This is a genomic window from Pseudoalteromonas sp. MMG006 (assembly GCF_018101025.1).
Taxonomy (GTDB): domain Bacteria; phylum Pseudomonadota; class Gammaproteobacteria; order Enterobacterales; family Alteromonadaceae; genus Pseudoalteromonas.
On record NZ_JAGJEJ010000001.1, the window covers coordinates 512714 to 537130 of the forward strand.

Sequence of the window (24417 nt, forward strand, 5' to 3'; positions counted from 1 at the left end):
TTTTTTGTGAAAACATTATTTAAATCAACAGCAGTAGCAGTTTTAGCAACATTAATGATGGGTACTTCAGCAAGTGCATTTGCACATAAAGTAGGTATCGTTGATATGCAAGAAATCTACAAGCAAATTCCTCAAATGGCTAAAATTGAACAATCGCTACAAACTGAGTTTGCAGAGCGCCGCCAAGAACTTGAAAAGTTACAAGGCGATATTCGCTTTGAAGCAGAAAAATTTAAGCGCGAAAGCACAACGATGAGCCAAGCTCAAAAAGATGCATTACGTGACAAGATTCAGGGCATGCAAAAAAATCTTGCTGAACAAGGTCGTCCTTTAGAGCAAGAAATTAAAGCACGTCAAAACCAAGAGCTTGCTAAAGTTCAAGGTGTGATCATCAAAACAATTGAAGAAATTGCTAAAGATGGCGACTTCGATGAAGTTAAAGTTAAAGACACAACGATCTACTTTAACCCTAAAGAAGTAACTGATCTTTCATCTAAAGTTGTAGCAGCTGTTAGCAAGAAATAATCACTCTATGCAAAATTATACGCTTTCGCAAATTGCGGAACTTCTAGGCGCCGAGCTCCAAGGTGATGGCGCTTTAGAAATAAAAAAAATAGCGACACTTGCAAATGCCCGTACTGGGCATATTGCATTTTTAGCGAACTCAAAATATCGTACGCAGCTTGAAACTACACAAGCTAGTGCTGTAATAGTTAGCCAAGCTGATGCTGAATTTTTTGAAGGCAGTAAAGTGATAGTTGCTAACCCCTATGTGAGTTACGCTAAACTAGCACAATTTATGGATACTACGCCTCGCTCGGCCTCTACAGGTATACACCCAAGTGCAACTATTCACCCTTCAGCTATTGTAAGCGACAGTGCCGCGGTAGGCGCTAATGCTGTAATTGAAGCTGAAGCTGTTATTAGTGATAACGCGCAAATTGGTCCGAACAGTTTTATCGGAGAACGTGTTAAAATAGGCTCTGGCACTAAGCTTTGGCCTAGTGTGACTATTTATCACGATGTTGAGATTGGCGCAGATTGTTTGTTTCAAGCAAATAGTGTTGTTGGTAGTGATGGATTTGGCTATGCCAATGAGCGCGGGCAGTGGGTAAAGATACCCCAACTTGGCTCAGTGATTATAGGCGACAAGGTTGAAGTAGGCGCAAGTACTACTATTGACCGTGGCGCACTAGATAACACCATTATCCATAGCAATGTTATTATTGATAATCAGTGTCAAATAGCACACAACGTTGAAGTTAACTCGGGCACAGCGATTGCTGGCTGCACCGTACTTGCAGGAAGCGTTACCATTGGCAAAAACTGTCAAATTGGCGGCATGACTGCAATTAACGGTCACATGTCTGTATGTGATGGTGTTATAATTACCGGTATGAGTATGGTGACTAAATCAATCACCGAACCAGGTGTTTACTCATCAGGTATGCCCCATACAACTAATAAAGAATGGCGTAAATCAATTGCTCACTTGCGTAACCTTTCAGACATGAAGTCACGTCTTAAAGCGCTTGAAGCATTGGCTAAGTCATAACGTTGAACACTAATAAGGATGCTATTTTGGCAAACGAATTAAATAGCCTTGATATTCAAGAAATTTTAAGTTTATTACCACACCGTTATCCGATGCTTTTAATTGATCGTGTTATTGACTTTACGCCTGGCGAGTCACTACATGCAATTAAAAATGTGTCTATTAACGAGCCTATTTTTACTGGCCATTTTCCAAATCAGCCAATTTTTCCTGGTGTGCTAATATTAGAAGCAATGGCGCAAGCCACTGGTTTATTAGGGTTTAAAACTGTAGAAAACCGTAGCGATAACGAGCTTTACTTATTTGCTGCTGTAGATAATGCGCGTTTTAAACAACCAGTAGTTCCTGGCGATACAATGCATCTGCATGTAGAGTTTTTAAAAGAGCGTCGCAATATATGGAAATTTGCCGCTGAAGCAAAAGTCGATGGCAAAGTAGTATGTAGTGCCGAAATTATGTGTGCGAGAAGAGAGTTTTAATAGTGATACATTCTACAGCAATAATCGAACCTGGCGCTAAACTAGGCAACAATGTCTCAGTTGGTCCGTATAGCTATATTGGCAATGATGTTGTGATCGGTGATGACTGTATTATTGAGTCTCACGTTGTTGTTAAAGGGCCGTCTATCATTGGCTCTGGAAATCATATTTTCCAATTTGCGTCAGTAGGCGAAGCCTGCCAAGACAAAAAATACAACAACGAGCCTACTACGCTAATTATGGGCGATAACAACGTTATTCGTGAGTGTGCAACCATTCACCGCGGTACTATTCAGGACCAAGGTGTTACTAAAATTGGTAGCAATAACTTATTTATGGCTTATACCCATGTAGCGCACGATGCAGTAATTGGTGATAACGTTATTTTTGCTAATAACGCAAGTGTTGCAGGCCATGTACACGTAGGCGATTGGGTTATCTTAGGTGGTAACTCGGGTGTTCATCAGTTTTGTAAAATTGGTGACCACGCATTTATTGGCATGTACTCAGGTGTTAATAAAGACGTACCTCCATTTGTTACTACTATTGGTATGCCAGCAGGTCCTGCAGCAATCAACAAAGAAGGCATGAAACGCCGTGGCTTTGAAAGCGATGAAATAATGGCAGTACGCCGTGCTTATAAAGCATTTTATCGTAAGAGCTTAGGTGTTGACGAAGCCATAGCTTCACTAAGTGAAGACGCTGCAAAGTTTCCAGCAGTGCAAACCATGATAGATTTTGTTAAAGCCTCAGAGCGCGGTATTGTAAGATAATTACAAGCTTTGTTTTGAGCATTAAAAACCACCCTAGATGTTAAATCGAAGGTGGTTTTTTATTGCCCTGAGTTTAAAGCCAATTCAGTTAATACTCAGGGTACTCACGTTAGTATGCGCTTAATTTTTATAATAAAAGTCATTCTATGCGTTTACCTAAGTTAGTTGTTACTCTTTTTATTACTTCAGTTTTAGCCGCTTGTAGTAGCCAGCCACTCATTAAGTCATCTACAGGAGAAATAACTCAAGTAGGAAAAGCATCTTTTTATGCTGATAAATATCACGGAAGAATAACTGCTAATGGAGAGCGCTTTAGCCAGCAAGCTGCAACAGCTGCTCATTTAGAATTCGATTTTGGTACTAAGGTGGTTGTTACTAACCTCGCTAATAATAAATCAGTCATAGTAAGGATAAATGACAGAGGCCCTTATGTACGTGGCCGTATTATCGATTTATCAAAAAGCATGTTTAAAAAGATAGCCGACCCTAAAGTCGGCGTTATTGACGTGTCTGTTAAGGTATTAAAACCGGGTAGTTAGTGCCACATAATCTGGATAAGCGCTACTGAGCTCTTTATGAGAGCCTTGTGCAACTACTTTACCGTCTTCTAACCATATAACATTATTCATTTGAGTCAGAAGAGCAGGGTCGTGGGTAATTGTAAGTACGCTTGCGTTACTCATTACCTGCATAATGGCGTTCATCACGGTTTGCTTAGATTGGTTATCTAGCCCTTCGGTAGGCTCATCAAGTACTAAAATAGCGGGGTTTTGTAATAAAGCCTGAGCAATCGCTATACGCCTTGATTGCCCTTGGGATACGTTTCTGCCACCGGTACCTAAACGTGTTTTTAAACCCGCTTGTAAATCATTAAACCAAGGCTCTAGCTGCGCAAGTTTAATGGCTTCAAGCATTTCTTCTTTTGTCGCACTTGGTGCAGCATAGCGTAAATTTTCACTCAGGGTGCCATCAAAAATATGATGCTGCTGCGCTAATATATTTATAACGCTTGCGCGGGTGTCATTGCTTAGTGAGTGTAGTTCTTGCGAGTTAGTTTGATCATCCAACGTAATGCTGCCTTGCTGAAGAGGCCATAGCCCAGTTAGCAAATTTACAAGCGTGGTTTTACCGCTGCCGCTTCTACCTACAATGGCTACTTTTTGTTGCGCTTTTAGCATAAAGCTCACATCAGTTAATGCATTATGCTCATCGTATTTATAGCTAATGTTATTAAGTGTTAGTGCGGTATTATTTTTATCAAACTGAGTATCAATTAAAGCGCTGTGATTGTTGCTCTGATCAGACACTTTATCTTGAAGTGTAAATAGTCGCTCTGCGGCTTTTAGTACATTAGGTAGCTCTATAAAAGCATTTGGGAGGAGCAATACACTTTCAAAGCTTGCCAATACAAATAGGCTTAGCATAGCAAGCTCTACATTTACCATGGCTCCGCTGTAAACCAACGGCACAATAGTAACAATGGCGCCCAGCACGGCTAATTGCACTACCAGCAAGCTTAAGCCATCACTGTTTGCCAGTGCTTTGTGACGACTATAAAGTTGCTGGTTGTACTGTTCATTCAAATCATCACATTTTGAAATTTGATTGCCACTTGCTTGATAAATACTAAGCTCTCTAAGGCCTGTTAGCGTATCTGAAAGTTCAGCTCTAAGCTGAGCACTGAGCTGTGTTTCTTTATGGCTATTTTTATTTAATTTAGCACTTAATAAAGCTGGTAAAACAACACCAATTAATAAAATGCCAGTAAAACAAATAAGCGCAACGTTTACATTATAGGCCGCCATAAACACCATAATAATAGGTATGCTTAATAGCGCTACTAGCATAGGCAGTAATATGTTTAAGTAAAATTTATCTAGGGCATCAACATCGTTCTGTAGGCGGTTTACTAAATCTGCGCTGCGGCTCATTGCTAAATCTACATTGTTTAGCTTACTTAGCGTTGCAAACATATTTACGCGAATTTCGCTAAGCAATAAAAACGTCGCGTTATGCGTTACTAAGCGCTCACCATAGCGTGATGCGGTACGAACAATCGCTAAAAATCGAATAGTCCCTGCGGGTGTAAAGTAGTTCATTTGCACGCCAGCAATACCTGCAGCCGCCATTGCGGCTAAAAACCAACCCGATATAGCGAGTAAGCCCACGTTTGCAAGTACAGTTAAAGTGGCTAAAAAAGTACCCAGCAACATAGCTTTATAGTGCGGGCGGCAAAGCTTTAATAGCCTAATAAAATTAGTCATTATCAGATCCTTGCACTTGAGTGCTTAGCAGTGTTTTAAACGCACCATTTTGCTGAGCAAGGTGTGAGTATGTGCCTTGCTGCGCTACCTCACCATTTTGCATAACAATAATATTGTTGGCATTTTTTACTGTATTAAGCCTATGAGCTATAACCAGTACCAAATGTGTTTTTGCATAATCATTTATTGCACGCTGAATAAGCAGCTCTGTTTGGCTATCAAGATGTGCCGTTGGTTCATCGAGTACTAAAATAGGCGCTTGTTTTAAAAATGCACGAGCAAGGGCGATGCGTTGCTTTTGTCCGCCAGAAAGCCCTTCACCTTGCTCACCTATCAATGTATTAAAGCCATTAGGTAATGTGTTTATAAAATCTAAAGCGCCAGCTTGGTGTGCTGCTTGCTCAAGCTCTAATTGTGTAGCATCTGATTTAGCTATTTTGATGTTATCGCTAATGCTTTGATAAAATAGCGTTGGCGTTTGCGGGATCCAGGCAATTTTATTTTGTAGCATATTAATATTAGTTGCATCTAGTGGCTTGTCATTAATACTGATTTGCCCAATCACCCGAGGGTGAAACCCTAATATGCAATCAAATAAAGTGCTTTTACCTGAGCCACTCGCCCCAACTACAGCTACTAAGCCTTTATTGGGTAGGGCTAAGTTTATATTTTTTATACCTTCATTACTGTTTGGGTAGGTAAAATTTAAGTTGTTAATGTTTATTGTATTTATAGGCTCGCTAACGTGCGCGTTGTTTTGCTGTGACTGTTCAGGAAGCGGCGCATTTAAAATAGTTACCATGTCGGCTGCAGCGCTAATACCTTGCAAGCGAGCGTGGTAGTGACTGCCTAATTGGCGAAGTGGTAAATAAAATTCAGGGGCAAGTAGCAGCACTACAAAGCCGGTTGCAAAATCTAGCGTGCCAAAAAATAGCCTAAAGCCAATTATTACCGCAACGAGTGCCACGCTAATAGTGGCTAAAAATTCCAGCGCAAATGATGACAAAAAAGCAATTTTTAATACATCGAGTGTAGCGTGTCTAAAATCATCAGAAATTTTAGCAATATGTTTAAGCTCAGTGCGGGTGGCATTAAATAGCTTAAGTTGCGTTAAACCTTGTATGCGGTCAAAAAAGTAGTTACCTAAAACGGCAAGTTGTTTCCAACGTTTTTGATTTAAATCTTCAGCTTTAGATCCAACTAAAATCATAAAAAAGGGAATAAGCGGAGCGGTTAGTAAAAATATTAAACCCGCTTTATAGTCGGTTGGAAAAATTACCACCAAAATTGCTATAGGAATAAGGGCACTGTAAGCAACACCAGGCAAGTATTTAGCGTAATAGTCGTGCAATGCTTCAACGCCATCGTGCAAGGTGTTAAGCGTTGCTCCTTGACCATGTTGTTCAATGTAGCTAGGCCCTAATTGGGTTAATTTGGTTAATAAGGTTTGGCGCATAGCCGATTTGATTTTAAGTGCAGCAAAGGCACTTAGCCTTTCACTTAGCGCTAAAAAAAGCGCTCGTAGTAAAATAATGCCTGCAAGTGGCCATAGTAAATGGGTTACTTGAGCAAGGCTTTTACCTTCAAACATTACATTATGAATAGTTTGGGCGAGTAAGTAAGCCCCTGCAATCATTAAAATAGCGTTAAAAGTACCCAGTGCAATGCTTAACTTTAACCACATTGCAGCGGGTTTACTTTGTAGCTTTAAAAAAGCGCGCAGAGACTGCTGCTGCGCGCGATCTAATCGAGGGTTAGTCGTCATTTTTAGCTGAGTTTTTCTCGTTTAATAAATCGTGCATAGGTTGTTCATCGTCAGCTATGCTGTTTTTATTTTGGTGAAACTCGTACCACATTACGTTTATTACACCTAAGGTACAGGCTAAAAGTACACCTAAAATCCAAGCAAAATACCACATAATTTAGTCTCCTTAGTAGCTACCGTGAGTGTTGTTTTCAATTTCATCTACCGTTACTCTGCGCCACATTTTTACGTAACACCACGTGGTGTAGGCCAGTATTAGCGGTATAAAAATAACTACGGCAACAAACATAATATTCAGCGTTTTATGACTAGATACCGCATCCCAAATAGTTAAGCTAATATCAGGATTATTAATTGAAGGCATAATGAATGGGAATAGTGATACGCCCGCCGTCATAATAATGCCTATTAACATGACACTTGTAGAAACAAGGCCAAGCGCAGGCTTATTAATTTTTGAGAAAAACAATGCGCTTAGTGCCATTACAAACCCTAAAATAGGGAAGGTCATTGTCCATGGGCGTTCACTGTAGTTATTAAGCCAAGCGCCTTTTGCTGTTATTACCACTTTAGCTAAAGGGTCGGCATGGCTTTGCGTGTCCGGCATAGAGATAATTTGATAGCCATTAATATTAGCAACCCAAACACCAGCGCCAGCAAACAGTACAATAAATACCATTAGTGCATAGCGACCATATTGCCCTGAACGTTCAGCTACTGCATCGGCGGTACGTAGTTGTAACCACATACCCGCATGAGCAATTAACATAGCCACACTAATTAAACCTGCAAGCAATGCAAAAGGATTCAATAAACCAAAAAAAGAGCCCTGATAACTTACACGCAGTAAATTATCAATATTAAACGGTACGCCTAAAAACAAGTTACCAAACGCCACACCAAATACTAAAGCCGGAATTGCACTGCCTGCAAACAAGCCCCAATCCCAGTTGTTACGCCAGCGTTTAGAATCTATTTTAGAGCGGTAATCAAAACCAAGAGGTCTAAAAAATAATGCAAATAGCACCAGCATCATAGCAAAGTAAAAACCCGAAAATGCCGCTGCATACACCATAGGCCACGCTGCAAATAAAGCACCGCCTGCGGTAATAAACCATACTTGGTTACCATCCCAGTGCGCGCCAATGGTATTAATTACTGTGCGACGCTCTGAGTCTGTTTTACCTACTAGGCGTAGCAGCATAGCCACGCCCATATCCATGCCATCGGTAATAGCAAAGCCAATAAGTAACACACCAATGAGCAACCACCACAGCATTTTTAATGTTTCATAATCAAAAATCATAATTGCTCTCCTGCATCTTTATCTGCTTTATTTGGTAACTCAAAGTGGTATTTACCAGTATGTAATGAGCTTGGCCCTTGTTTAATAAAGCGAACCATTAACCAACCTTCCACAATAGCCAAGCCAGTGTAAAAAATAATAAACCCAGTTAAGCTAATTAAAATATCGTTTACCGTCAGTGACGAGGTCGCTAAAAAGGTCGGCAAAATTTCAGATATTGCCCAAGGCTGACGGCCATACTCGGCAACAATCCAGCCAAATTCAATGGCAATCCAAGGCAGTGGAATACTCAGTACCGCAGCCCACAGTAACCAGCGTTTTTGCTCAATAATACGGTGTGCATTGTAGTAAAATGCCAATATAAACACTGCCAACATAGCTACGCCACAGGCAACCATTATTCTAAACGACCAGAACATAGGGCCAACGCGAGGGAAGGAGTCTTTCACTGCTTTTTGAATTTGCTCCTCGGTCGCATCTACTACATTTGGCGTGTAGCGTTTAAGCAATAAGCCATAACCCAAATCGTCTTTAAGCGTATCAAACTTGGCTATGTTTTCAGGTGTATTGTCACCACCTCTTAGTTTTTCAAGGTATTCGTAAGCAATCATGCCATTACGTATACGTACTTCGTGTTGCTTTTCTAAATCAGAAATACCTGTTACTTGCTCATCTAAAGAGCGTGTCGCAATTAAACCCAGTGCGTAAGGGATTTTTACCGCCGCATGGGTTACTTGCTCGTCTGAATCAGGAAAGCCAATAGCTGTAAATGCAGCAGGGGCTTCTTCTGTATGCCACTCTGCTTCTATTGTTGCTAGTTTTACTTTTTGAACTTCGCCTACTTCGTAGCCCGATTCGTCACCTAATAAAATCACACATAGTATGGAAGCTAAACCAAAGCCCGATGCCACCGAGAACGAGCGCTTAGCAAAGGCTAGATCACGGCCTTTTAATATGTACCAACTACTTATACCTAGCACAAACATAGAGGCTGCTACATAACCCGCCGATACAGTATGAATAAACTTAACTTGTGCTACGGGGTTAAATACAAGCTCTGCAAAGCTAGTCATTTCCATACGCATAGTTTGATAGTTAAATTCTGCCCCAACCGGGTTTTGCATCCAACCATTAGCAATCAAAATCCAAAGTGCCGACATGTTCGTACCCAGTGCCATTAAAAATGTTGCACCTAAGTGTTGGCGTTTAGTTAACCTATCCCAGCCCAAAAAGAACATACCCACAAAGGTTGATTCTAAAAAGAATGCCATTAAGCCTTCAATAGCGAGCGGCGCACCAAATACATCACCCACATAATGCGAGTAATAAGACCAGTTAGTACCAAACTCAAACTCCATGGTAAGGCCTGTTGCCACACCAATTGCAAAGTTAATACCAAACAACTTTCCCCAAAACTTAGTCATGTCGCGGTAAATCTCGCGGCCGGTCATAACATAAACCGATTCCATAATAACTAATATCCAGGTCATACCTATGGTTAAAGGCACGAATAAGAAGTGGAAGAGTGCGGTAACAGCAAACTGTAATCGCGATAGATCCACAAAGGTTTCATCTATCATTTTTAGCTCCTTGAGGGTGACGGGTTAACAAGGCAATAAAGTTGGCAAAGTTAAATTTAATGAACTTTCAGTAATTACTGAAAGTTTGGAATATTATTTACTTTTGCACAATTTTTGTCAATAAACATATTAGAAAAACTTAATATATATTTACCATGCTACATCAGTATTAAAAACAAACAATCTTTTGTGGAGGTTTTAGTTACAAAAACCATTAATTTAAAGCGTTTAATCAAACACTAAAACACGGTAAACTAAACCGTATGAACGCCTGGTTTACTTGTGAAATAAAATCGAATGAATAAAGAAAAAAAACAACTACGTATTGGTATTGTGGCAGGTGAACTGTCGGGCGATATTTTAGGTGAAGGTTTAATTAAATCACTTAAAGTACATTTCCCTGATGCTATTTTTGAAGGGATTGCTGGGCCTAAAATGCAGGCTCAAGGCTGTAAAACACTCTACGATATGGATGAGCTGTCGGTAATGGGGCTTGTTGAAGTATTAGGGCGCTTGCCTCGCTTACTAAAAATACGCAAACAGCTTGTACAGCATTTTGTAGATAATCCACCCGATGTATTTATTGGTATAGATGCCCCCGATTTTAACCTTCGCGTTGAGAAACCATTAAAAGAGGCAGGCATTAAAACTATTCAATATGTAAGCCCGTCTGTGTGGGCATGGCGCGAAAAGCGTATTCACACAATAAGTGCTGCTACTAACTTAGTGCTTGCATTATTGCCGTTTGAAAAAGAATTTTACGATAAACACCAAGTTCCTTGTACATTTGTAGGGCATACACTTGCTGATGATATAGCCCTTGAGCACGACGACAGCCAAGCGCGTGCAGAGCTAGGGCTAAGCCTAGGTGATAAAGTACTTGCGTTACTGCCGGGTAGTCGAGGCTCTGAAGTCGGTTTATTAAGCGAAACCTATATAAAAACGGCAGCAGAGCTGCAGGCGCAAAATCCAAATCTTAAAATTGTGGTGCCACTGGTAAACGAAAAGCGCAAAGCCCAGTTTATTGATATTTTAAATGCCACAGCACCTAACCTTAATATTAGTTTGCTAGATGGGCAATCAAAATTAGCGATGCAAGCGGCAGACGCCATATTACTTGCTTCAGGCACGGCAACACTTGAAGGCATGCTTTATAAAAAGCCAATGGTAGTAGGTTATAAAATAAAGCCGATGAGCTATTGGATTTTTAAAACTTTATTTACCTTTAATATTAAGTATTTTTCGCTGCCTAACTTATTGGCCGATGAAGAGCTTGTGCCTGAATTTTTACAAAGCGAATGTAATGTAGCCAATTTAACAGGTGCACTTACGCCTATGTTAAATACCGACAACAAAGAATTAAAAGCACGCTTTTTAGCTATTCACGAAAAAATTAGATTAAATGCCAGCGAACAAGCAGCTAATGCTGTGGCGGAGTTAATAAATGCAAATTGAACGACCTAACGTAACCTTTATTGCCGGTGTAGATGAAGTAGGGCGCGGCCCGCTTGTAGGCGATGTAGTTACCGCTGCGGTAATACTCGACCCTACTAAACCTATTGCAGGTTTAGCTGACTCAAAAAAGCTAACAGATAAAAAGCGCCAAGCTCTTGCCTTAGAAATAAAAGAAAAAGCACTGTGCTATGCATATGGCCGTTGTAGTCCAACTGAAATTGATGAATTAAATATTTTACGCGCCACCATGCTTGCTATGAGCCGTGCAGTTGAGGGGCTAAGCACACAGCCTGAATTTGTATTTATAGATGGTAATCGTATACCAAAACTAACTATGCCAGCGCAGGCGGTTGTTAAGGGCGATAGCCTAGTGGCCGAAATATCAGCAGCCTCTATTTTAGCTAAAGTAGCGCGTGATGATGAAATGATTGCACTCGATACACGCTACCCACAATATGGATTTGCAGGGCATAAAGGTTACCCAACAAAAGCGCATTTTGCAGCACTTGAGCAATATGGCGCAATAGATGAGCACCGTAAAAGCTTTAAACCTGTGCAGCGCGTATTAATGCAAGCTAAGGGTGAGGCGTAAACCATGGCTGCACCAGATTTTGTACATTTACGGGTTCACTCAGATTTTTCGATGGTTGATGGCCTGGCCAAAACCAAGCCAATAGTCGCTAAAGCGCAAGAGCTCGAAATGCCTGCGCTTGCTATCACTGATCAAATGAACTTTTGTGGTTTAGTGCGGTTTTATGGCGCCACGCACAATGCGGGTATAAAGCCGATTGTGGGTGCTGATTTTTGGCTACGTAGCCCTGAATTTTCAGATGAACCATGTCGTATAACTATTTTAGCGAAAGACAACGACGGTTATAAAAATATAACGCTATTGATATCTGAAGCGTACCAGCGCGGGCATGTATTTCATCGCCCTGTAATTGACCGTGAATGGCTAGTAAATCACAAAGAAGGATTAATTATTCTCTCGGGCGCTAAAGATGGCGATTTAGGTAAAGCGCTTTTAAAAGGCAATCCGGGCGTTATTGAATCTGTTGTTAGCTTTTATAAGCAGCACTTTAGCGATCATTACTATTTAGAGCTTGTACGAACTAACCGCCCCCTTGAAGAAGACTACTTACACATGGCGGTAGAGCTTGCAGCCAAAGAGCAGTTACCGGTTGTAGCCACTAACGAAGTGGTATTTTTAAAGCCTGAGAACTTTGAAGCGCACGAAATTCGCGTGGCCATTTTTGACGGTTACACGCTTGATGATAAACGCCGCCCTAAACGATTCTCCGAAGAACAATACCTTAAAACGCCAGAGCAAATGGCTGAGCTTTTTAGCGATATTCCAGAGGCGCTACAAAATACCGTAGAAATAGCCAAACGCTGTAATGTAACGGTGCAATTAGGGACTTACTTTTTACCCGATTACCCTACGGGTTCATTAAAAATAGAAGACTTTTTAGTTAAAGTTTCAGAAGACGGCCTTGAAGAGCGACTACAGTTTTTATTCCCAGATGAAGAAGATAGAAAAGTAAAACGGGTTGAATACGATGAGCGTTTAGCTGTCGAGCTTGGCGTAATTAACCAAATGGGATTCCCAGGTTACTTCTTGATCGTAATGGAGTTTATTCAGTGGAGTAAAGATAACAATATACCGGTAGGCCCTGGGCGTGGTTCTGGTGCAGGTTCATTAGTAGCATATGCACTTAAAATTACCGACCTCGACCCGCTTGAATTTGATTTACTCTTTGAGCGATTCTTAAACCCTGAACGTGTATCAATGCCCGATTTTGACGTCGATTTTTGTATGGACAGGCGCGATGAAGTAATTGATCACGTATCGGCGTTGTATGGCCGTGACGCGGTATCGCAAATTATCACCTTTGGTACCATGGCGGCAAAAGCGGTAATACGTGATGTTGGCCGTGTTCTTGGTCATCCTTATGGGTTTGTTGATCGTATTTCGAAGATGATCCCTGGCGATCCAGGTATGACCCTTGCCAAAGCGTTTGAAGTTGAGCCGCGCTTACAAGAAGCCTACGACGGTGACTCTGAGGTAAAAGATTTAATCGACATGTGTCGCATCCTCGAAGGGTGTACACGTAACGCCGGTAAACATGCGGGTGGCGTAGTAATATCGCCAACCACTATTACCGACTTTGCTGCACTTTATTGCGATGACGAAGGTAAATTTCCGGTTACTCAGTTTGATAAAAACGACGTAGAAACTGCAGGCCTTGTTAAGTTCGATTTCTTGGGTTTACGTACCTTGACCATTTTGCAGTGGGCTGTGGATATGACCAACGTGCGAATGCAGCGCGAAGGTAAGGACCCCGTCGATATAAACACCATCCCACTGGATGATAAAAAAAGTATAGAGCTATTACTGCGCGCCGAAACAACAGCAGTGTTTCAGCTAGAGTCGCGCGGCATGAAAGACTTAGTACGTCGCCTTAAACCCGATTGTTTTGAAGATATGATTGCCCTCGTGGCCTTGTTTCGCCCAGGTCCACTGCAATCAGGCATGGTAGATAACTTTATCGACCGAAAACTCGGCCGAGAAGAAATCTCATACCCAGATGCGCAGTATCAGCACGAAAGCTTAAAGCCAATACTCGATCCTACGTACGGCATTATTTTGTATCAAGAACAAGTAATGCAAATAGCGCAGGTGCTCGCAGGCTACACGCTAGGTGGCGCCGATATGTTACGTCGTGCAATGGGTAAGAAAAAACCCGAAGAAATGGCAAAACAGCGTTCAACGTTTGAAGATGGCGCACGCAATAATGGTATTGACGGCGAACTCGCCATCAAAATTTTTGACTTGGTAGAAAAATTCGCAGGGTATGGTTTTAATAAATCTCACTCGGCGGCCTATGCACTTGTTTCGTACCAAACGCTGTGGATGAAAACGCACCACCCAGCTGAATTTATGGCTGCGGTAATGTCGGCAGATATGGATAACACCGACAAAATAGTAATTTTGGTAGATGAATGTGAAAACATGAAACTCACCTTATTACCGCCAGATGTAAACGCCGGTGAGTTTAAGTTTACGGTAAACCTGCAAGGCGAAATTGTTTACGGTATAGGTGCAATTAAAGGCGTAGGTGAAGCGCCGGTAGATGCTATTTTAGAAGCTCGCGCAAAAGGCGGTCCGTTTAAAGACTTATTTGATTTTTGTGCCCGAGTAGATTTAAAACGCTTAAATAAACGCGTTACCGAAAAATTAATTTATGCCGGTGCTTTGGATCAACTAGGTCCAGAAAAAACCCAAGCAGGGCGTGCAACGTTACTGGCAAGTTTAAAAGATGCCATGCGCGCAGCCGAACAGCATAATAAGGCAGAGCAGCTTGGGCAAAGCGATTTATTTGGTTTATTAGCCACCGAGCCTGATGAGGTAGAACAAGCCTTTATTAAAGCCACGGGCCTTACGGATAACCAATGGCTTGAAGGTGAAAAGGATACGCTAGGCCTTTATTTGACAGGGCATCCGATAAATCAGTACCGAAAAGAACTTAGGTATTACACCAGCGGTAAGCTGGTGGATTTACAGCCAACTAATCGTGATGTACTCTCTACAGCGGCTGGTTTAGTTATTTCAGCGAGAACCTTAATTAATAAAAAAGGAAATCGTTGGGGGTTAATAACTTTAGATGACAAGAGCGCCCGTATTGATGTACGCTTGTTTCCAGAACAGTTCGAAATGTACCAAGAAATGCTTCAAGTTAACAATATCTTGGTAATATCTGGACAGGTCAGCTTTGATAACTTCTCCGGTGGCATTACAATGACCGCCAGAGAAATAAACACCATTGCTCAAGCGCGTGAAAAACGTATTAAAGCGATTAAAATGACGCTGAACATGGTGCAAATCGAGGCAGGTTTCTTCGATAAATTACAAAAAGTACTCGAACCTTATAAAATGGGAACGTGTCCGATCAAGGTTTATTACCAACGCCCCGATGCGTTGGCGCAATTAACCCTAGGGATCGAATGGTGTGTTACGCCGAGCGACGACTTAATTCATAAGTTATCACTCATGGCGGCACAAGATGTAGAACTAGAATTTAACTGATTAGGTAGTTTAGAGCATGAGCCTCAATTATCTTGATTTTGAGCTTCCGATTGCAGAGTTAGAAGCAAAAATTGAAGAATTACAAAGTATAAGCCGCGCTGGCGAATTAGACCTTGAGTTAGAAGAGGAAGTCAGCAAATTAAAAGAAAAAAGTGCTAAGCAAAAAGAGGAAATATTCTCTAATTTAGGCGCTTGGCAAGTATCGCAGTTAGCGCGTCATCCGTTGCGTCCTTACACTCGAGATTATATCGAGCGCATTTTCACGGAATTTGACGAGTTTGCAGGCGATCGTACTTTTGCTAACGATCCGGCTATTTTAGGCGGTGTTGCACGTTTAGATGGCGAACCAGTAATGGTTATTGGCCAACAAAAAGGTCGCGATACAGCTGAAAAAATTAAACGCAACTTTGGTATGCCAAAGCCAGAAGGTTACCGTAAAGCGTTACGCTTAATGGAAATGGCTGAGCGTTTTAAAATGCCAATTATGACCTTTATCGACACACCAGGTGCTTACCCAGGTGTTGGCGCTGAAGAGCGTGGTCAGTCTGAAGCAATCGCACGTAACCTAAAAGTAATGGCGGCGCTTAAAGTGCCAACTATTTGTACGGTTATTGGTGAAGGCGGCTCAGGTGGTGCGTTAGCGATTGGTGTTGGCGACAGAGTTAACATGTTGCAATACAGCACGTACTCGGTAATTTCGCCAGAAGGCTGTGCCTCTATTTTATGGAAAAGCGCAGATAAAGCACCCCTCGCAGCAGAAGCTATGGGTGTAACCGCTGAGCGTGTTAAAGAGATTGATTTGATCAGCAACCTAGTTGATGAGCCTTTAGGTGGCGCACATCGTAATTACGATGCTATGGCACGTAACTTAAAAGCTCGTTTACAGCGTGACCTTGCAGATTTACAGGCTCTTTCGCTTGAAGACATGCTTGATCAACGTTATAAACGTTTAATGTCATTTGGTTACTGCTAATAAAGTAGCCATTGCATTAAATGTTAAAAAAAGCCGCTTATGCGGCTTTTTTGTTTTAAAATACTAGAAACACAAATTTTATAGCGAATTACATGCAATCATCAGCCATTTATCAACAAGTTAAACATGCACTTGCGCATTTTTTTAAGCAACAACAGTATAATTTTACTGTAGCGCTTTCGGGTGGGGTTGATTCTGCTGTATTGCTTCATGTGATGCACTTGCTAAAGCAAGAAATACCAACGCTAAACGTAAGTGCTATTTATGTTAATCATGGTTTAAGTCAATATGCTCAAGACTGGCAACAATTTTGTCAAACATTGTGTGCTGATCTCAATGTGCCTTTTAATGCAGCTGCGGTGCACATAGAGCAAAAAACACGAACAAGCCTTGAAGCGCAAGCACGTGATGCGCGTTATAAAGCACTTGATGAGCTAAGCGCACCTGAAAGTATTATTTTATTAGGTCAGCATTTAAACGATCAAATAGAAACATTTTTACTGCGCTTAAAACGTGGCTCGGGCCTAAAAGGCTTAGGCGCTATGCAGCAAACTCGCACTCTTAGTAGTGGGCGTATATGTTTTAGGCCGCTTATAAATGTAACGCGTAGTAATATTGAAGCCTTTGCCGCTGAGTTTAATATTAACCACATTACTGATGACTCAAATACGGATGAACGCTTTGATCGTAATTTTTTACGCGCAAGTGTAGTGCCATTACTGGCAGAGCGCTTTAATGGTTTTGAGCAATGTGCGGGGCGAAGTATAAGTTTATTACAGCAACAGCAAGCGCTTCTTGATGAGTATACACAAATTGATTTAAGCCAAAGTTTAAATGAGCAGCAAGGTTTGTGTATTAACCAAATAATTCACTATAGCGATGTACGAACAGCAAATGTTGTGCGTGCTTGGCTGGCGCTATTTACTCAAGTTATGCCTTCGCAAAAACAGTTGTCGCAAATAATAAACCAAGCTTGCAATGCTCAAACTGATTCGCAAATGCAGATTGATTTAACCGATGGGCAAATACGTCGTCATCAAGAATATTTATATTTCGTTGTACCGCGTAAACCATTAAGCAATGAACTTTTAATCTCAGATGAGCTAACACTTAGTGATGGCCGTTTATTATTAAAACAACGCGGTAAAGGTGTGCGTGAGCCATTTACTAATGAACAAGTAAGCGTGCGATTTGATTATAATAGTGCTCGTATAAAGCCGTTAAAAAAACCAGGTAGTAACACCCTAAAACATTGGTTTAAAGATGCAAAAGTAGCGCCTTGGCTGCGATCGCAGGTGCCATTAATATTTTATAACGATGAGCTTGTGCAAGCAGTGGGTTATTTTGTAAGTGAGAAACACAAAGATGAAAACGGTATTATTTGGGAGTGTAAATAATGAGTGAGCAGCCGCATGTAGGCTTGTCGTTAGTTAATAAAGCGCCAATGGGCATGCTTTTAACTGCTTTAGTTGCTGTTATAGCAAATTTTTTACTAGAGCTTAATATTATTACTTTGGGCTATGCTGTTGCTGGTGGCGTGGTATCTGCGGCGTTACTACTTGCCTACTGGTTAGGAAAAGGCGGGCTATTTTTTATTTTAGGCGTAAGTTTACCATTGGTTTTAGTATTATTTACCCCGCTTGCGAGTATTACAGCATTACTTAATTTAGTGAGCGGCTTCTTTTTTGGTTTTTGTGCTGCGTTGTTTATTTATAAATTGGTAAATGCAAAACTTTAGGATTGGAATTTTTGCAATAAAAAAGCCTAGCGGGGGAAGCCAGGCTTTTTTTAATACAGTTAAAAATACTAATATGCTTTTGCGCAGTTGCGACCAGATGCTTTTGCTTTGTATAAGCCTTTATCGGCTCGAGCAAAAATTTCGTTTTCGCAATCTTGACTGCTTGCTAAAGAAAAACCAATGCTGGTTGTGACTTTGTATTGAGACATGAGCGGTGACTTTCTAACTAAGCACATGATTCGCTCAGCAATGACCTTATTGGTCGTAAATTCAGGGTCTTCAATCAGTAATGCAAACTCATCTCCACCAAATCTAAATACCGAATCAGTGCCTCTTATGCTGCTACATAATACTTTTGAAAACTCCCTGAGCATGTCGTCACCTACTTTATGGCCAAAGTTATCATTAACTTGCTTAAAGTTATCTAAATCAAGCAGCATAAGGCTAAATGGGCGTTGGTAACGGCGGCAGTTTTCGAGCTTTTGAAGCAAAAAATCATTAAATTGACTGCGATTATTTAAACCCGTTAATGCATCTTTTGTAGCAAGCTTTAATACACGACTATACATCATTGCGTTACGAAGCGGATAAACGAGTGCCGAATGTAAAGTGCGCAATTTACTTTCTATCGCTGCATTAAGCTTAAATTGGCTAAAGTAAATTAACTGGCCTAAGTGCTCTTTACCAATAGATAAGTCATATATATAAGGCGTAGTATTAGTGTCGCTATCTGATGTTTGTGCAGTGCCTAGCGTTGATTGAAACTGCAGCCCAGAAAAATTGAGCAATTGCTTAGCAAATCTTGCATAAATAGCTAAAACATCTTCAATAACTAAGCTTGTTTGTAACTCAGTAACTAGATCATGCGTTACCGCAGACTCATTAACTTGTGTGTGCTCCGCTGAAAACGGCAAAAAGTCGCCGCGACCAGATACACGTTGTGTCAAAATATGGACGTTTTCCATTAAAATCTCCCCCGAGGGTGTTGCTTTGCAGTAACTAAGCGATTTTTATGCCATATTTTAAAATTGCTTGATAAACATATGGTTGCTATATTTAGAGTACATTCCTTAGTTTAATTGACGCCGGAGCCCAAATTTGCAAAGTATAAATGCTCAAATTTTTGGCTTGTTAGTAGCGGCAGTGCTTTTTGTGTGGTTTTTTAAGCGCATAGGGTTGCCACCAATTTTAGCGTACTTAGCTACGGGGGTTTTAGCGGGTAGCCATGGTATTGGTTGGCTTGCTCAATCGCATGAAATTGAATTTGTAGCAGAGTTAGGAATTGTATTTTTACTCTTTAGTCTTGGATTAGAGTTTTCTATTTCTCGGCTAATGGCAATGCGTAACCTCGTATTTGGGCTTGGCTCCTTGCAAGTGGGTGTTACCAGCTTACTCTTCATTATAATTTTATATTGTTTAGACTTTTCCTTACTTACCAGTTTTACCATTGGCACGATTATGGCGCTTTCTTCAACGGCTGTAGTGGTTAAATTATTAAAAGAAACCGGTGAATTAAATCAGCGCCGTGGGCAACTTGCCGTGGGTGTGTTGCTGTTTCAAGATATTGCCGTAGTGCCTTTACTTATTATTCTTCCGTTGTTTGCCTCAAGTGGCTCGCAAAGTATTGGTTGGGCATTAGCCTTTGCTTTAACTAAGGGGGCGTTTGTATGTGTTTTATTGTGGGCAATTGGTAAGTGGGTGCTACCTAAAGTATTTAACGAAATAGCCCAAGTACGTACCGATGAGCTATTTGTACTGACCACTATTTTGGTTGCACTGTTTGCAGGCTTATTGACTTATATGTTTGGCCTATCCATGGCCTTAGGAGCTTTTTTAGCAGGAATGATGCTAGGTGAGAGCCATTATAGGCACCAATTAGAAGCCGATATAAGACCATTTCGGGATATTTTAATGGGGCTATTTTTTGTAACCGTTGGTATGCAGCTCGATATTTTATTTGTTCTCAACCACAGCTTACTAATCATTGCGGCCTTGCTTAGTTTATTAATACTAAAAATTACTGTTGTTGCGCTCAGTGCTCGGCTTATGCATGAGCGAAATCAAGACTCCCTAGCATGCGGTATTATGCTTTGGCAAATGGGAGAGTTTGGCTTTGTGTTAATAGCTCTTGCTGGGCAACACCAGTTATTAAACTCTGAACAGGCTTCGTTTTTAATTGCGCTTGGCGTGTTATCTATGGCTATTACGCCATTTTTAATTGATAAAACGCCTTTTATTTTAAACAAATTGGGAATTTTAGAGCACCCAAGTATAGCCACAGAAAGTGAGCCACAAAGCAGTACGCTTTACAACGATCATGTTGTTATTTGTGGTTTTTCTCGGGTTGGGCAAACGATAGCGCGGTTTTTAAAGCCCGAGGCCATAGATTATGTAGCAATAGAAAGTAACCCTATTTTGGTTCAAGAAGGTAAAGCCGCCGGTGAGCCTGTAATATTTGGCTATGTTAAGCAAAAAGATATTTTAAAATGTGCGGGCGTAGAACGTGCGCGTTTAGTTATTATTACCTTTACAGAGTTTGAACAGGCACAAGTGGTTATAGACGCTATAAAACAACTCGCTCCTAACGTAAAAATACTGATAAGAACCCGTGACGACAGCCAACTCGGTTATTTAAAAGAGCTAGGTGTAACAGAAGTCGTGCCTGAATCGCTTGAGGCGAGTTTAATGCTTGTTTCGCATGGGTTATCTATGTCGGGCGTTCCTATGACACGCATTGTGCGCCGAGTTAGTAAAGAGCGTCGAAACCGCTATCCGTTAATGCAAAGTTTTTACGCGGGCTATTTTAAAGACAGTGAAGAAACCTCAACTGACCGTTTAGAATATTTACATGTAGTAGCATTACCGCCGCAAGCCTTTGCAGTTAATAAAGCAATAGAAGAGTTAAATTTAGCTAAACGCCGAGTAATCGTTAAAGCACTGCGCAGAGAAGGGCAAGAAATAGATACGCCCGATGAGCAAACAACGCTTTACGCTAACGATGTACTCGTACTGCAAGGTAAACCTAGAAGGGTAGAGCGGGTAGAACACTACCTGCTCGATGGAATAGAATAACGCGCCTGTTTGGGCTTAATCTAGCTCTAAAAACTTACGTATTTCCGGTAACTTTTTCATACCGTCTTCAAAGCCTATTTGCATTAAATGCTGAGTGTAGCGTTTTTCGAATAACAGGTAGCTGGTTAAACTCGATTGTGAATGCTTTTTAACACCAATAGTGCGCAGTAGCATTTTAATAGCCCACGGCATATCGCTGTAATATTGCGCAGCAATGGCATTAAAGTTTTGTGATGGGTTAATTACAAAGGTATCAATTTGTTTAAGCTCTTGGTGTTTATCGCGAGCGGGTAGTAGCCCTAAAGTGCGATTAATGCGGTCTAAGCGCTCTAAATCCGATTGCATGGTGTCGGTAAATACACTATCAAGTAAATGCCCAGCCACAGCCGAAAGGCCCGGATAATGAGGAGAATACCCTGGAGGATGAAGCTCTTTAGGTTGATCGACCCCAATAATAAATATTTTTTCTGCCCCTAAATGAATAGATGGGCTTAAAGGCGAAAGCTGATGTATTGAGCCATCACCAAAATAATGGTTATAAATATTCACACTAGGAAACACCATAGGAATGGCGCTTGATGCCATTAAATGCTCAACATTAATACGTGTTGCTTGACCTTCGCGTTTTGCACGCTGCCACGATGTTTGTGTGTTTGACTGAAAAAATGCCACAGAATCACCGGTGGTGTAACTAGAGGCTGTAATCGATAATGCATCTAGGTAATTACGGTGTAAATTACGCTCAATTCGGTGTAAATCTAAAATTTCGTTTAACAGCCCTCGCAAAGGGCGATTATTTAATAAGCTCGCAGGAGGGTGGTTTATATGCTCAGATTGAAAGCTGGTTAATATATTACGTGCTATATGGCCAAATACACTTAAAAAGTCGCTTTTATACACCATAGAGGTTGAAAAGTTTTTCCAAACAGATTCAAGTTTACGTACAGCTAAATGTGCACAAGAGGCATAACATGCTAAAGCGGCTGAGTTAATAGCCCCAGCTGAGGTGCCATTTATTACTCTAAACGGTAAAGGAGCGGTACGTGGCATGCTGTGGGCAAGGGCTTTTAAAACACCCACTTGATAAGCGGCTCGTGCGCCACCCCCTGTTAATAACAGAGCAATTTTTGGTTTTTCTGGATCGACTTGCTTGATTTTCATATTAGTGTTTAAACTGTTCAACGTCTTTACTTTATTTATTAACTGTAAGTCTTTAAGCTAGAAGAATCAAAGGATAACTGAGTTACTACGTATAGTAAGCTTACATTTATATTTGTGAGCTAAAATAGTTACAGTAATAGTTTTGCTCATAATGAATTTTTTCCATTCAGAGCACTCTGAGTGATAATGCATTTTAATTTTTATGGAGTTTGTATGTCAGATAAACCAGAAGCGTCAGATGTTCAAAAACGTCCGCCTAATAACAACTTTTTATTCGCCGTTATTATTTTAATTATTGTGGTGTGTGCTGCCGCATTTGTACTTTTAAAACCAAGTGAAGAGCCACAAAAGCGCACAGAGGTAGAGCAAGCACCAAAAGAGCAGCCAATGATGGAGCTTAAACCAGAGAACGATCCTGTTGTTGAAGCGCCATCAGTTATGCCAGAAAAACCAGAAAACCTAGAAGTGCCAGCACAGCGTCCAGTTGAGCCAGAGCCTGAAGTAGAGTCACTACCAACGCTTGATGAAAGTGACGATGTAGTAGTCGCAAAAATCGACGAATACCTAAGTGATTCAGTAATGAGCCTAATGGTAACCGATGACGTGATTCGCCGTGGCGTTGTATTTATAGATAACATAGCCAAAGGTAAAATTGCTAAAAAGCACACACCAGTGGTCAAGCCAGAAGAAGAGTTTAGTGTAAACGAGGGGGACATTTTAACAATCGATCCTAATAGCTACGAGCGTTACACTCCTTATGTAAAAGTATTCACAAGTATGAGTGCTGCACAAGCTGTGCGCATGTACGAAGAATATAAACCACTTATAAACAACGCTTACAGCGAAATTGGTTACGGTGATGATGAGTTTAATCAAACGCTTGAAGATGCTATTGATTTACTACTCGATACGCCAGAACCAGAAGGTGAGTTACCATTGCTACGCGATTCAGTAACGTATCAGTATGCATTTTCTGAATGGGAGCAACTTCCTGCTGCTCAAAAACAGCTTTTACGCATGGGTCCAGAAAACATGAAAAAAGTAAAAGCAGCACTTCGTAATATAAAAGCGCAGTTAGAGAACAAATAACAGCCACAAAATATATTTAAAAGCCGCGATTGTATATGAAGTATGCAATCGCACTTTCTTTTTTGATTATCCCTTGAATAACACAGTAAAAGTAGAGATAATCTCTCCCGCGCCAACCAAGGCCCTCAATGGTAGTCTTATTGGTCCTCTCGCAACACTAGCAGGCGAACCTGGTCAGGCCCGGAAGGGAGCAGCCACAGTTTGTGACGTGTGTGCCGAGATGTGGCTGGTAAGACTGCCACCCAAATTCCTCATTTGGGTGTATAAACTTCACTTATAAAATTCATTTACATATTTCCTAAACAGTTTTATTTCGATCTTGTCGTTATTATTTGTTACTCAGCAACCTAAACTCCTTAAATACTAATGCATGTTGAGAAAGCGTTTAGCTGTATTGAGTTTTTGTTCAATACCAGTATATGGCTGGCAACCCATAGCTAACCTTGAGCGGCTCGCGCGTATTTTTCGTATTTCACCTTACTTAAAAATAACAAAAACTTAGTAATAGTATTGTTTTAGGTAATTTGTTAAAACTGCATGAAGTAGATGAGCGAACGTGACATAAAAAGAACATGCACGATTCGCGCACTTTTAAATGATTGAATAAGCCGCTATGCGAAACGAGAATTATGAGAATTCCATTAAATAAAGAAAAATACTCAGAGGAGTCTAAACGCTCTGTAGGGTACGAGTATCTTGAAAGTTATTATTCAGATATCGAATATGATTGTTTGAAATGCAAAAAAAGAGAAATTTTTTCAGCAAAAGATCAAAAATATACCTTTGAGGTGAAAAAAGCATATATGTGGGTTCAAAGAGTTCTTTGTAAGGTTTGCTGGAAAGAAGAGCGTTTATTAAAAAATGAATTACAACTGCTTGAAAACGAATATTGCCTAGATAAAAAATCAAAGCTTAATGATAAGGTTTTTCTCCAAAAATGGCTGAATAAGCTAGAGGTTTATGTCACCTATGGAGCGAAAGGGAGTGATCCTCGCGCTGTATTTATCAAAAAACACCTTACAAAAGCATAAATACGCTTTTGTAAGGTGTGGTTTTCGCAATGCATTTGTTTGCGCGTTATGTATTTTGGAGAAAAATTGAAAAGGAATCTGTTTTTATT

21 protein-coding genes and 1 other RNA gene are annotated in these 24417 nt (G+C 40.7%); 15 read left to right on the top strand and 7 right to left on the bottom strand.

What is annotated here, in order from left to right; genetic code table 11:
- Positions 1–6 precede the first annotated feature (6 nt).
- The 5 genes from J8L73_RS02395 to J8L73_RS02415 all read left to right on the top strand — a co-directional run bounded on the left by J8L73_RS02395 (position 7) and on the right by J8L73_RS02415 (position 3346).
- Positions 7–525, top strand: coding sequence for an OmpH family outer membrane protein (locus J8L73_RS02395; protein WP_058548375.1), 519 nt, complete (start codon positions 7–9; stop codon positions 523–525).
- A 7-nt stretch (positions 526–532) separates the two neighbouring features.
- Positions 533–1555: a UDP-3-O-(3-hydroxymyristoyl)glucosamine N-acyltransferase gene (gene lpxD, locus J8L73_RS02400; protein ID WP_211014551.1), complete on the top strand. Its 1023-nt coding sequence runs from the start codon at positions 533–535 to the stop codon at positions 1553–1555.
- Between the two features lie 26 nt (positions 1556–1581).
- Entirely contained in the window at positions 1582–2034 is a 453-nt protein-coding gene (gene fabZ, locus J8L73_RS02405; RefSeq protein ID WP_211000659.1) for a 3-hydroxyacyl-ACP dehydratase FabZ, read from the top strand.
- Positions 2035–2036: 2 nt separating this feature from the next.
- Positions 2037–2807: an acyl-ACP--UDP-N-acetylglucosamine O-acyltransferase gene (gene lpxA / locus J8L73_RS02410; RefSeq protein ID WP_211014553.1), complete on the top strand. Its 771-nt coding sequence runs from the start codon at positions 2037–2039 to the stop codon at positions 2805–2807.
- A gap of 146 nt (positions 2808–2953) precedes the next feature.
- Positions 2954–3346: a septal ring lytic transglycosylase RlpA family protein gene (locus tag J8L73_RS02415; protein ID WP_211014555.1), complete on the top strand. Its 393-nt coding sequence runs from the start codon at positions 2954–2956 to the stop codon at positions 3344–3346.
- Here the strand turns inward: J8L73_RS02415 and cydC are convergent.
- From cydC to J8L73_RS02440, 5 genes are read right to left on the bottom strand one after another with little or no spacing between them, the layout of a single operon-like run.
- Entirely contained in the window at positions 3329–5071 is a 1743-nt protein-coding gene (gene cydC / locus J8L73_RS02420) for a thiol reductant ABC exporter subunit CydC (RefSeq protein ID WP_211014557.1), read from the bottom strand. The genes J8L73_RS02415 and cydC overlap by 18 nt on opposite strands.
- On the bottom strand, positions 5064–6836 hold the full coding sequence (gene cydD / locus J8L73_RS02425) for a thiol reductant ABC exporter subunit CydD (RefSeq protein ID WP_211014559.1): 1773 nt from the start codon (positions 6834–6836) through the stop codon (positions 5064–5066). The genes cydC and cydD overlap by 8 nt, the downstream gene beginning before the upstream one ends.
- The gene (cydX, locus tag J8L73_RS02430) at positions 6826–6990 is read right to left on the bottom strand and encodes a cytochrome bd-I oxidase subunit CydX (protein ID WP_058548368.1); all 165 of its coding nucleotides are present in this window, start codon (positions 6988–6990) and stop codon (positions 6826–6828) included. Before cydX ends, cydD begins: the two co-directional genes overlap by 11 nt.
- A gap of 12 nt (positions 6991–7002) precedes the next feature.
- Positions 7003–8142 carry a cytochrome d ubiquinol oxidase subunit II gene (gene cydB / locus J8L73_RS02435; protein ID WP_247659539.1) on the bottom strand — a complete coding sequence of 380 codons (1140 nt, stop codon included), beginning with the start codon at positions 8140–8142 and terminating at the stop codon, positions 7003–7005.
- Positions 8139–9722 (bottom strand): cytochrome ubiquinol oxidase subunit I, encoded by a 1584-nt coding sequence (locus J8L73_RS02440; RefSeq protein ID WP_211000654.1) that lies wholly within the window; start codon positions 9720–9722, stop codon positions 8139–8141. The genes cydB and J8L73_RS02440 overlap by 4 nt, the downstream gene beginning before the upstream one ends.
- 297 nt (positions 9723–10019) lie before the next feature.
- Between J8L73_RS02440 and lpxB the strand changes: the two genes are divergently transcribed.
- The 6 genes from lpxB (at position 10020) to J8L73_RS02470 (ending at position 17975) form a co-directional block, all read left to right on the top strand.
- Positions 10020–11177: a lipid-A-disaccharide synthase gene (lpxB, locus tag J8L73_RS02445; RefSeq protein ID WP_211014561.1), complete on the top strand. Its 1158-nt coding sequence runs from the start codon at positions 10020–10022 to the stop codon at positions 11175–11177.
- On the top strand, positions 11167–11769 hold the full coding sequence (gene rnhB / locus J8L73_RS02450; protein WP_211014563.1) for a ribonuclease HII: 603 nt from the start codon (positions 11167–11169) through the stop codon (positions 11767–11769). The genes lpxB and rnhB overlap by 11 nt, the downstream gene beginning before the upstream one ends.
- A 3-nt stretch (positions 11770–11772) precedes the next feature.
- The gene (dnaE, locus tag J8L73_RS02455) at positions 11773–15264 is read left to right on the top strand and encodes a DNA polymerase III subunit alpha (RefSeq protein WP_211014565.1); all 3492 of its coding nucleotides are present in this window, start codon (positions 11773–11775) and stop codon (positions 15262–15264) included.
- Positions 15265–15280: 16 nt separating this feature from the next.
- Positions 15281–16237, top strand: a complete 957-nt coding sequence (accA, locus tag J8L73_RS02460) for an acetyl-CoA carboxylase carboxyl transferase subunit alpha (protein WP_211014567.1) — start codon at positions 15281–15283, stop codon at positions 16235–16237.
- Positions 16238–16329: 92 nt separating this feature from the next.
- A complete protein-coding gene (gene tilS, locus J8L73_RS02465; RefSeq protein WP_211014569.1) occupies positions 16330–17634 on the top strand; it encodes a tRNA lysidine(34) synthetase TilS in 1305 nt (434 codons plus the stop codon).
- The gene (locus J8L73_RS02470; RefSeq protein WP_211014571.1) at positions 17634–17975 is read left to right on the top strand and encodes a hypothetical protein; all 342 of its coding nucleotides are present in this window, start codon (positions 17634–17636) and stop codon (positions 17973–17975) included. The genes tilS and J8L73_RS02470 overlap by 1 nt, the downstream gene beginning before the upstream one ends.
- A 68-nt stretch (positions 17976–18043) precedes the next feature.
- On the opposite strand, the gene J8L73_RS02475 is transcribed toward J8L73_RS02470, so the two are convergent.
- Positions 18044–18940, bottom strand: coding sequence for a GGDEF domain-containing protein (locus J8L73_RS02475; protein WP_211000647.1), 897 nt, complete (start codon positions 18938–18940; stop codon positions 18044–18046).
- A gap of 133 nt (positions 18941–19073) precedes the next feature.
- Here J8L73_RS02475 and J8L73_RS02480 point away from each other — a divergent pair, with 133 nt between their 5' ends.
- Positions 19074–21047: a monovalent cation:proton antiporter-2 (CPA2) family protein gene (locus J8L73_RS02480; RefSeq protein WP_211014573.1), complete on the top strand. Its 1974-nt coding sequence runs from the start codon at positions 19074–19076 to the stop codon at positions 21045–21047.
- A 15-nt stretch (positions 21048–21062) separates the two neighbouring features.
- On the opposite strand, the gene J8L73_RS02485 is transcribed toward J8L73_RS02480, so the two are convergent.
- Entirely contained in the window at positions 21063–22208 is a 1146-nt protein-coding gene (locus tag J8L73_RS02485) for a patatin-like phospholipase family protein (RefSeq protein ID WP_211000674.1), read from the bottom strand.
- Between the two features lie 213 nt (positions 22209–22421).
- Between J8L73_RS02485 and J8L73_RS02490 the strand changes: the two genes are divergently transcribed.
- The 3 genes from J8L73_RS02490 to J8L73_RS02500 all read left to right on the top strand — a co-directional run bounded on the left by J8L73_RS02490 (position 22422) and on the right by J8L73_RS02500 (position 24328).
- Positions 22422–23297, top strand: a complete 876-nt coding sequence (locus J8L73_RS02490) for a DUF3014 domain-containing protein (protein WP_211014575.1) — start codon at positions 22422–22424, stop codon at positions 23295–23297.
- A gap of 138 nt (positions 23298–23435) precedes the next feature.
- Positions 23436–23532, top strand: an RNA gene (gene ffs, locus J8L73_RS02495) — signal recognition particle sRNA small type.
- Between the two features lie 394 nt (positions 23533–23926).
- Positions 23927–24328 (top strand): zinc-ribbon domain containing protein, encoded by a 402-nt coding sequence (locus J8L73_RS02500; RefSeq protein WP_211014577.1) that lies wholly within the window; start codon positions 23927–23929, stop codon positions 24326–24328.
- Positions 24329–24417: the final 89 nt, after the last annotated feature.

Bases quoted from the DNA above. Each gene is read 5' to 3' on its own strand.
- lpxD (WP_211014551.1), top strand. From the start codon at position 533: ATGCAAAATTATACGCTTTCGCAAATTGCGGAACTTCTAGGCGCCGAG.
- J8L73_RS02500 (WP_211014577.1), top strand. From the start codon at position 23,927: ATGAGAATTCCATTAAATAAAGAAAAATACTCAGAGGAGTCTAAACGC.
- J8L73_RS02485 (WP_211000674.1), bottom strand. From the start codon at position 22,208: ATGAAAATCAAGCAAGTCGATCCAGAAAAACCAAAAATTGCTCTGTTA.
- J8L73_RS02490 (WP_211014575.1), top strand. From the start codon at position 22,422: ATGTCAGATAAACCAGAAGCGTCAGATGTTCAAAAACGTCCGCCTAAT.
- J8L73_RS02440 (WP_211000654.1), bottom strand. From the start codon at position 9,722: ATGATAGATGAAACCTTTGTGGATCTATCGCGATTACAGTTTGCTGTT.
- cydX (WP_058548368.1), bottom strand. From the start codon at position 6,990: ATGTGGTATTTTGCTTGGATTTTAGGTGTACTTTTAGCCTGTACCTTA.
- tilS (WP_211014569.1), top strand. From the start codon at position 16,330: ATGCAATCATCAGCCATTTATCAACAAGTTAAACATGCACTTGCGCAT.
- cydD (WP_211014559.1), bottom strand. From the start codon at position 6,836: ATGACGACTAACCCTCGATTAGATCGCGCGCAGCAGCAGTCTCTGCGC.
- J8L73_RS02470 (WP_211014571.1), top strand. From the start codon at position 17,634: ATGAGTGAGCAGCCGCATGTAGGCTTGTCGTTAGTTAATAAAGCGCCA.
- cydB (WP_247659539.1), bottom strand. From the start codon at position 8,142: ATGATTTTTGATTATGAAACATTAAAAATGCTGTGGTGGTTGCTCATT.
- J8L73_RS02415 (WP_211014555.1), top strand. From the start codon at position 2,954: ATGCGTTTACCTAAGTTAGTTGTTACTCTTTTTATTACTTCAGTTTTA.
- dnaE (WP_211014565.1), top strand. From the start codon at position 11,773: ATGGCTGCACCAGATTTTGTACATTTACGGGTTCACTCAGATTTTTCG.
- cydC (WP_211014557.1), bottom strand. From the start codon at position 5,071: ATGACTAATTTTATTAGGCTATTAAAGCTTTGCCGCCCGCACTATAAA.
- lpxB (WP_211014561.1), top strand. From the start codon at position 10,020: ATGAATAAAGAAAAAAAACAACTACGTATTGGTATTGTGGCAGGTGAA.
- accA (WP_211014567.1), top strand. From the start codon at position 15,281: ATGAGCCTCAATTATCTTGATTTTGAGCTTCCGATTGCAGAGTTAGAA.
- J8L73_RS02475 (WP_211000647.1), bottom strand. From the start codon at position 18,940: ATGGAAAACGTCCATATTTTGACACAACGTGTATCTGGTCGCGGCGAC.
- rnhB (WP_211014563.1), top strand. From the start codon at position 11,167: ATGCAAATTGAACGACCTAACGTAACCTTTATTGCCGGTGTAGATGAA.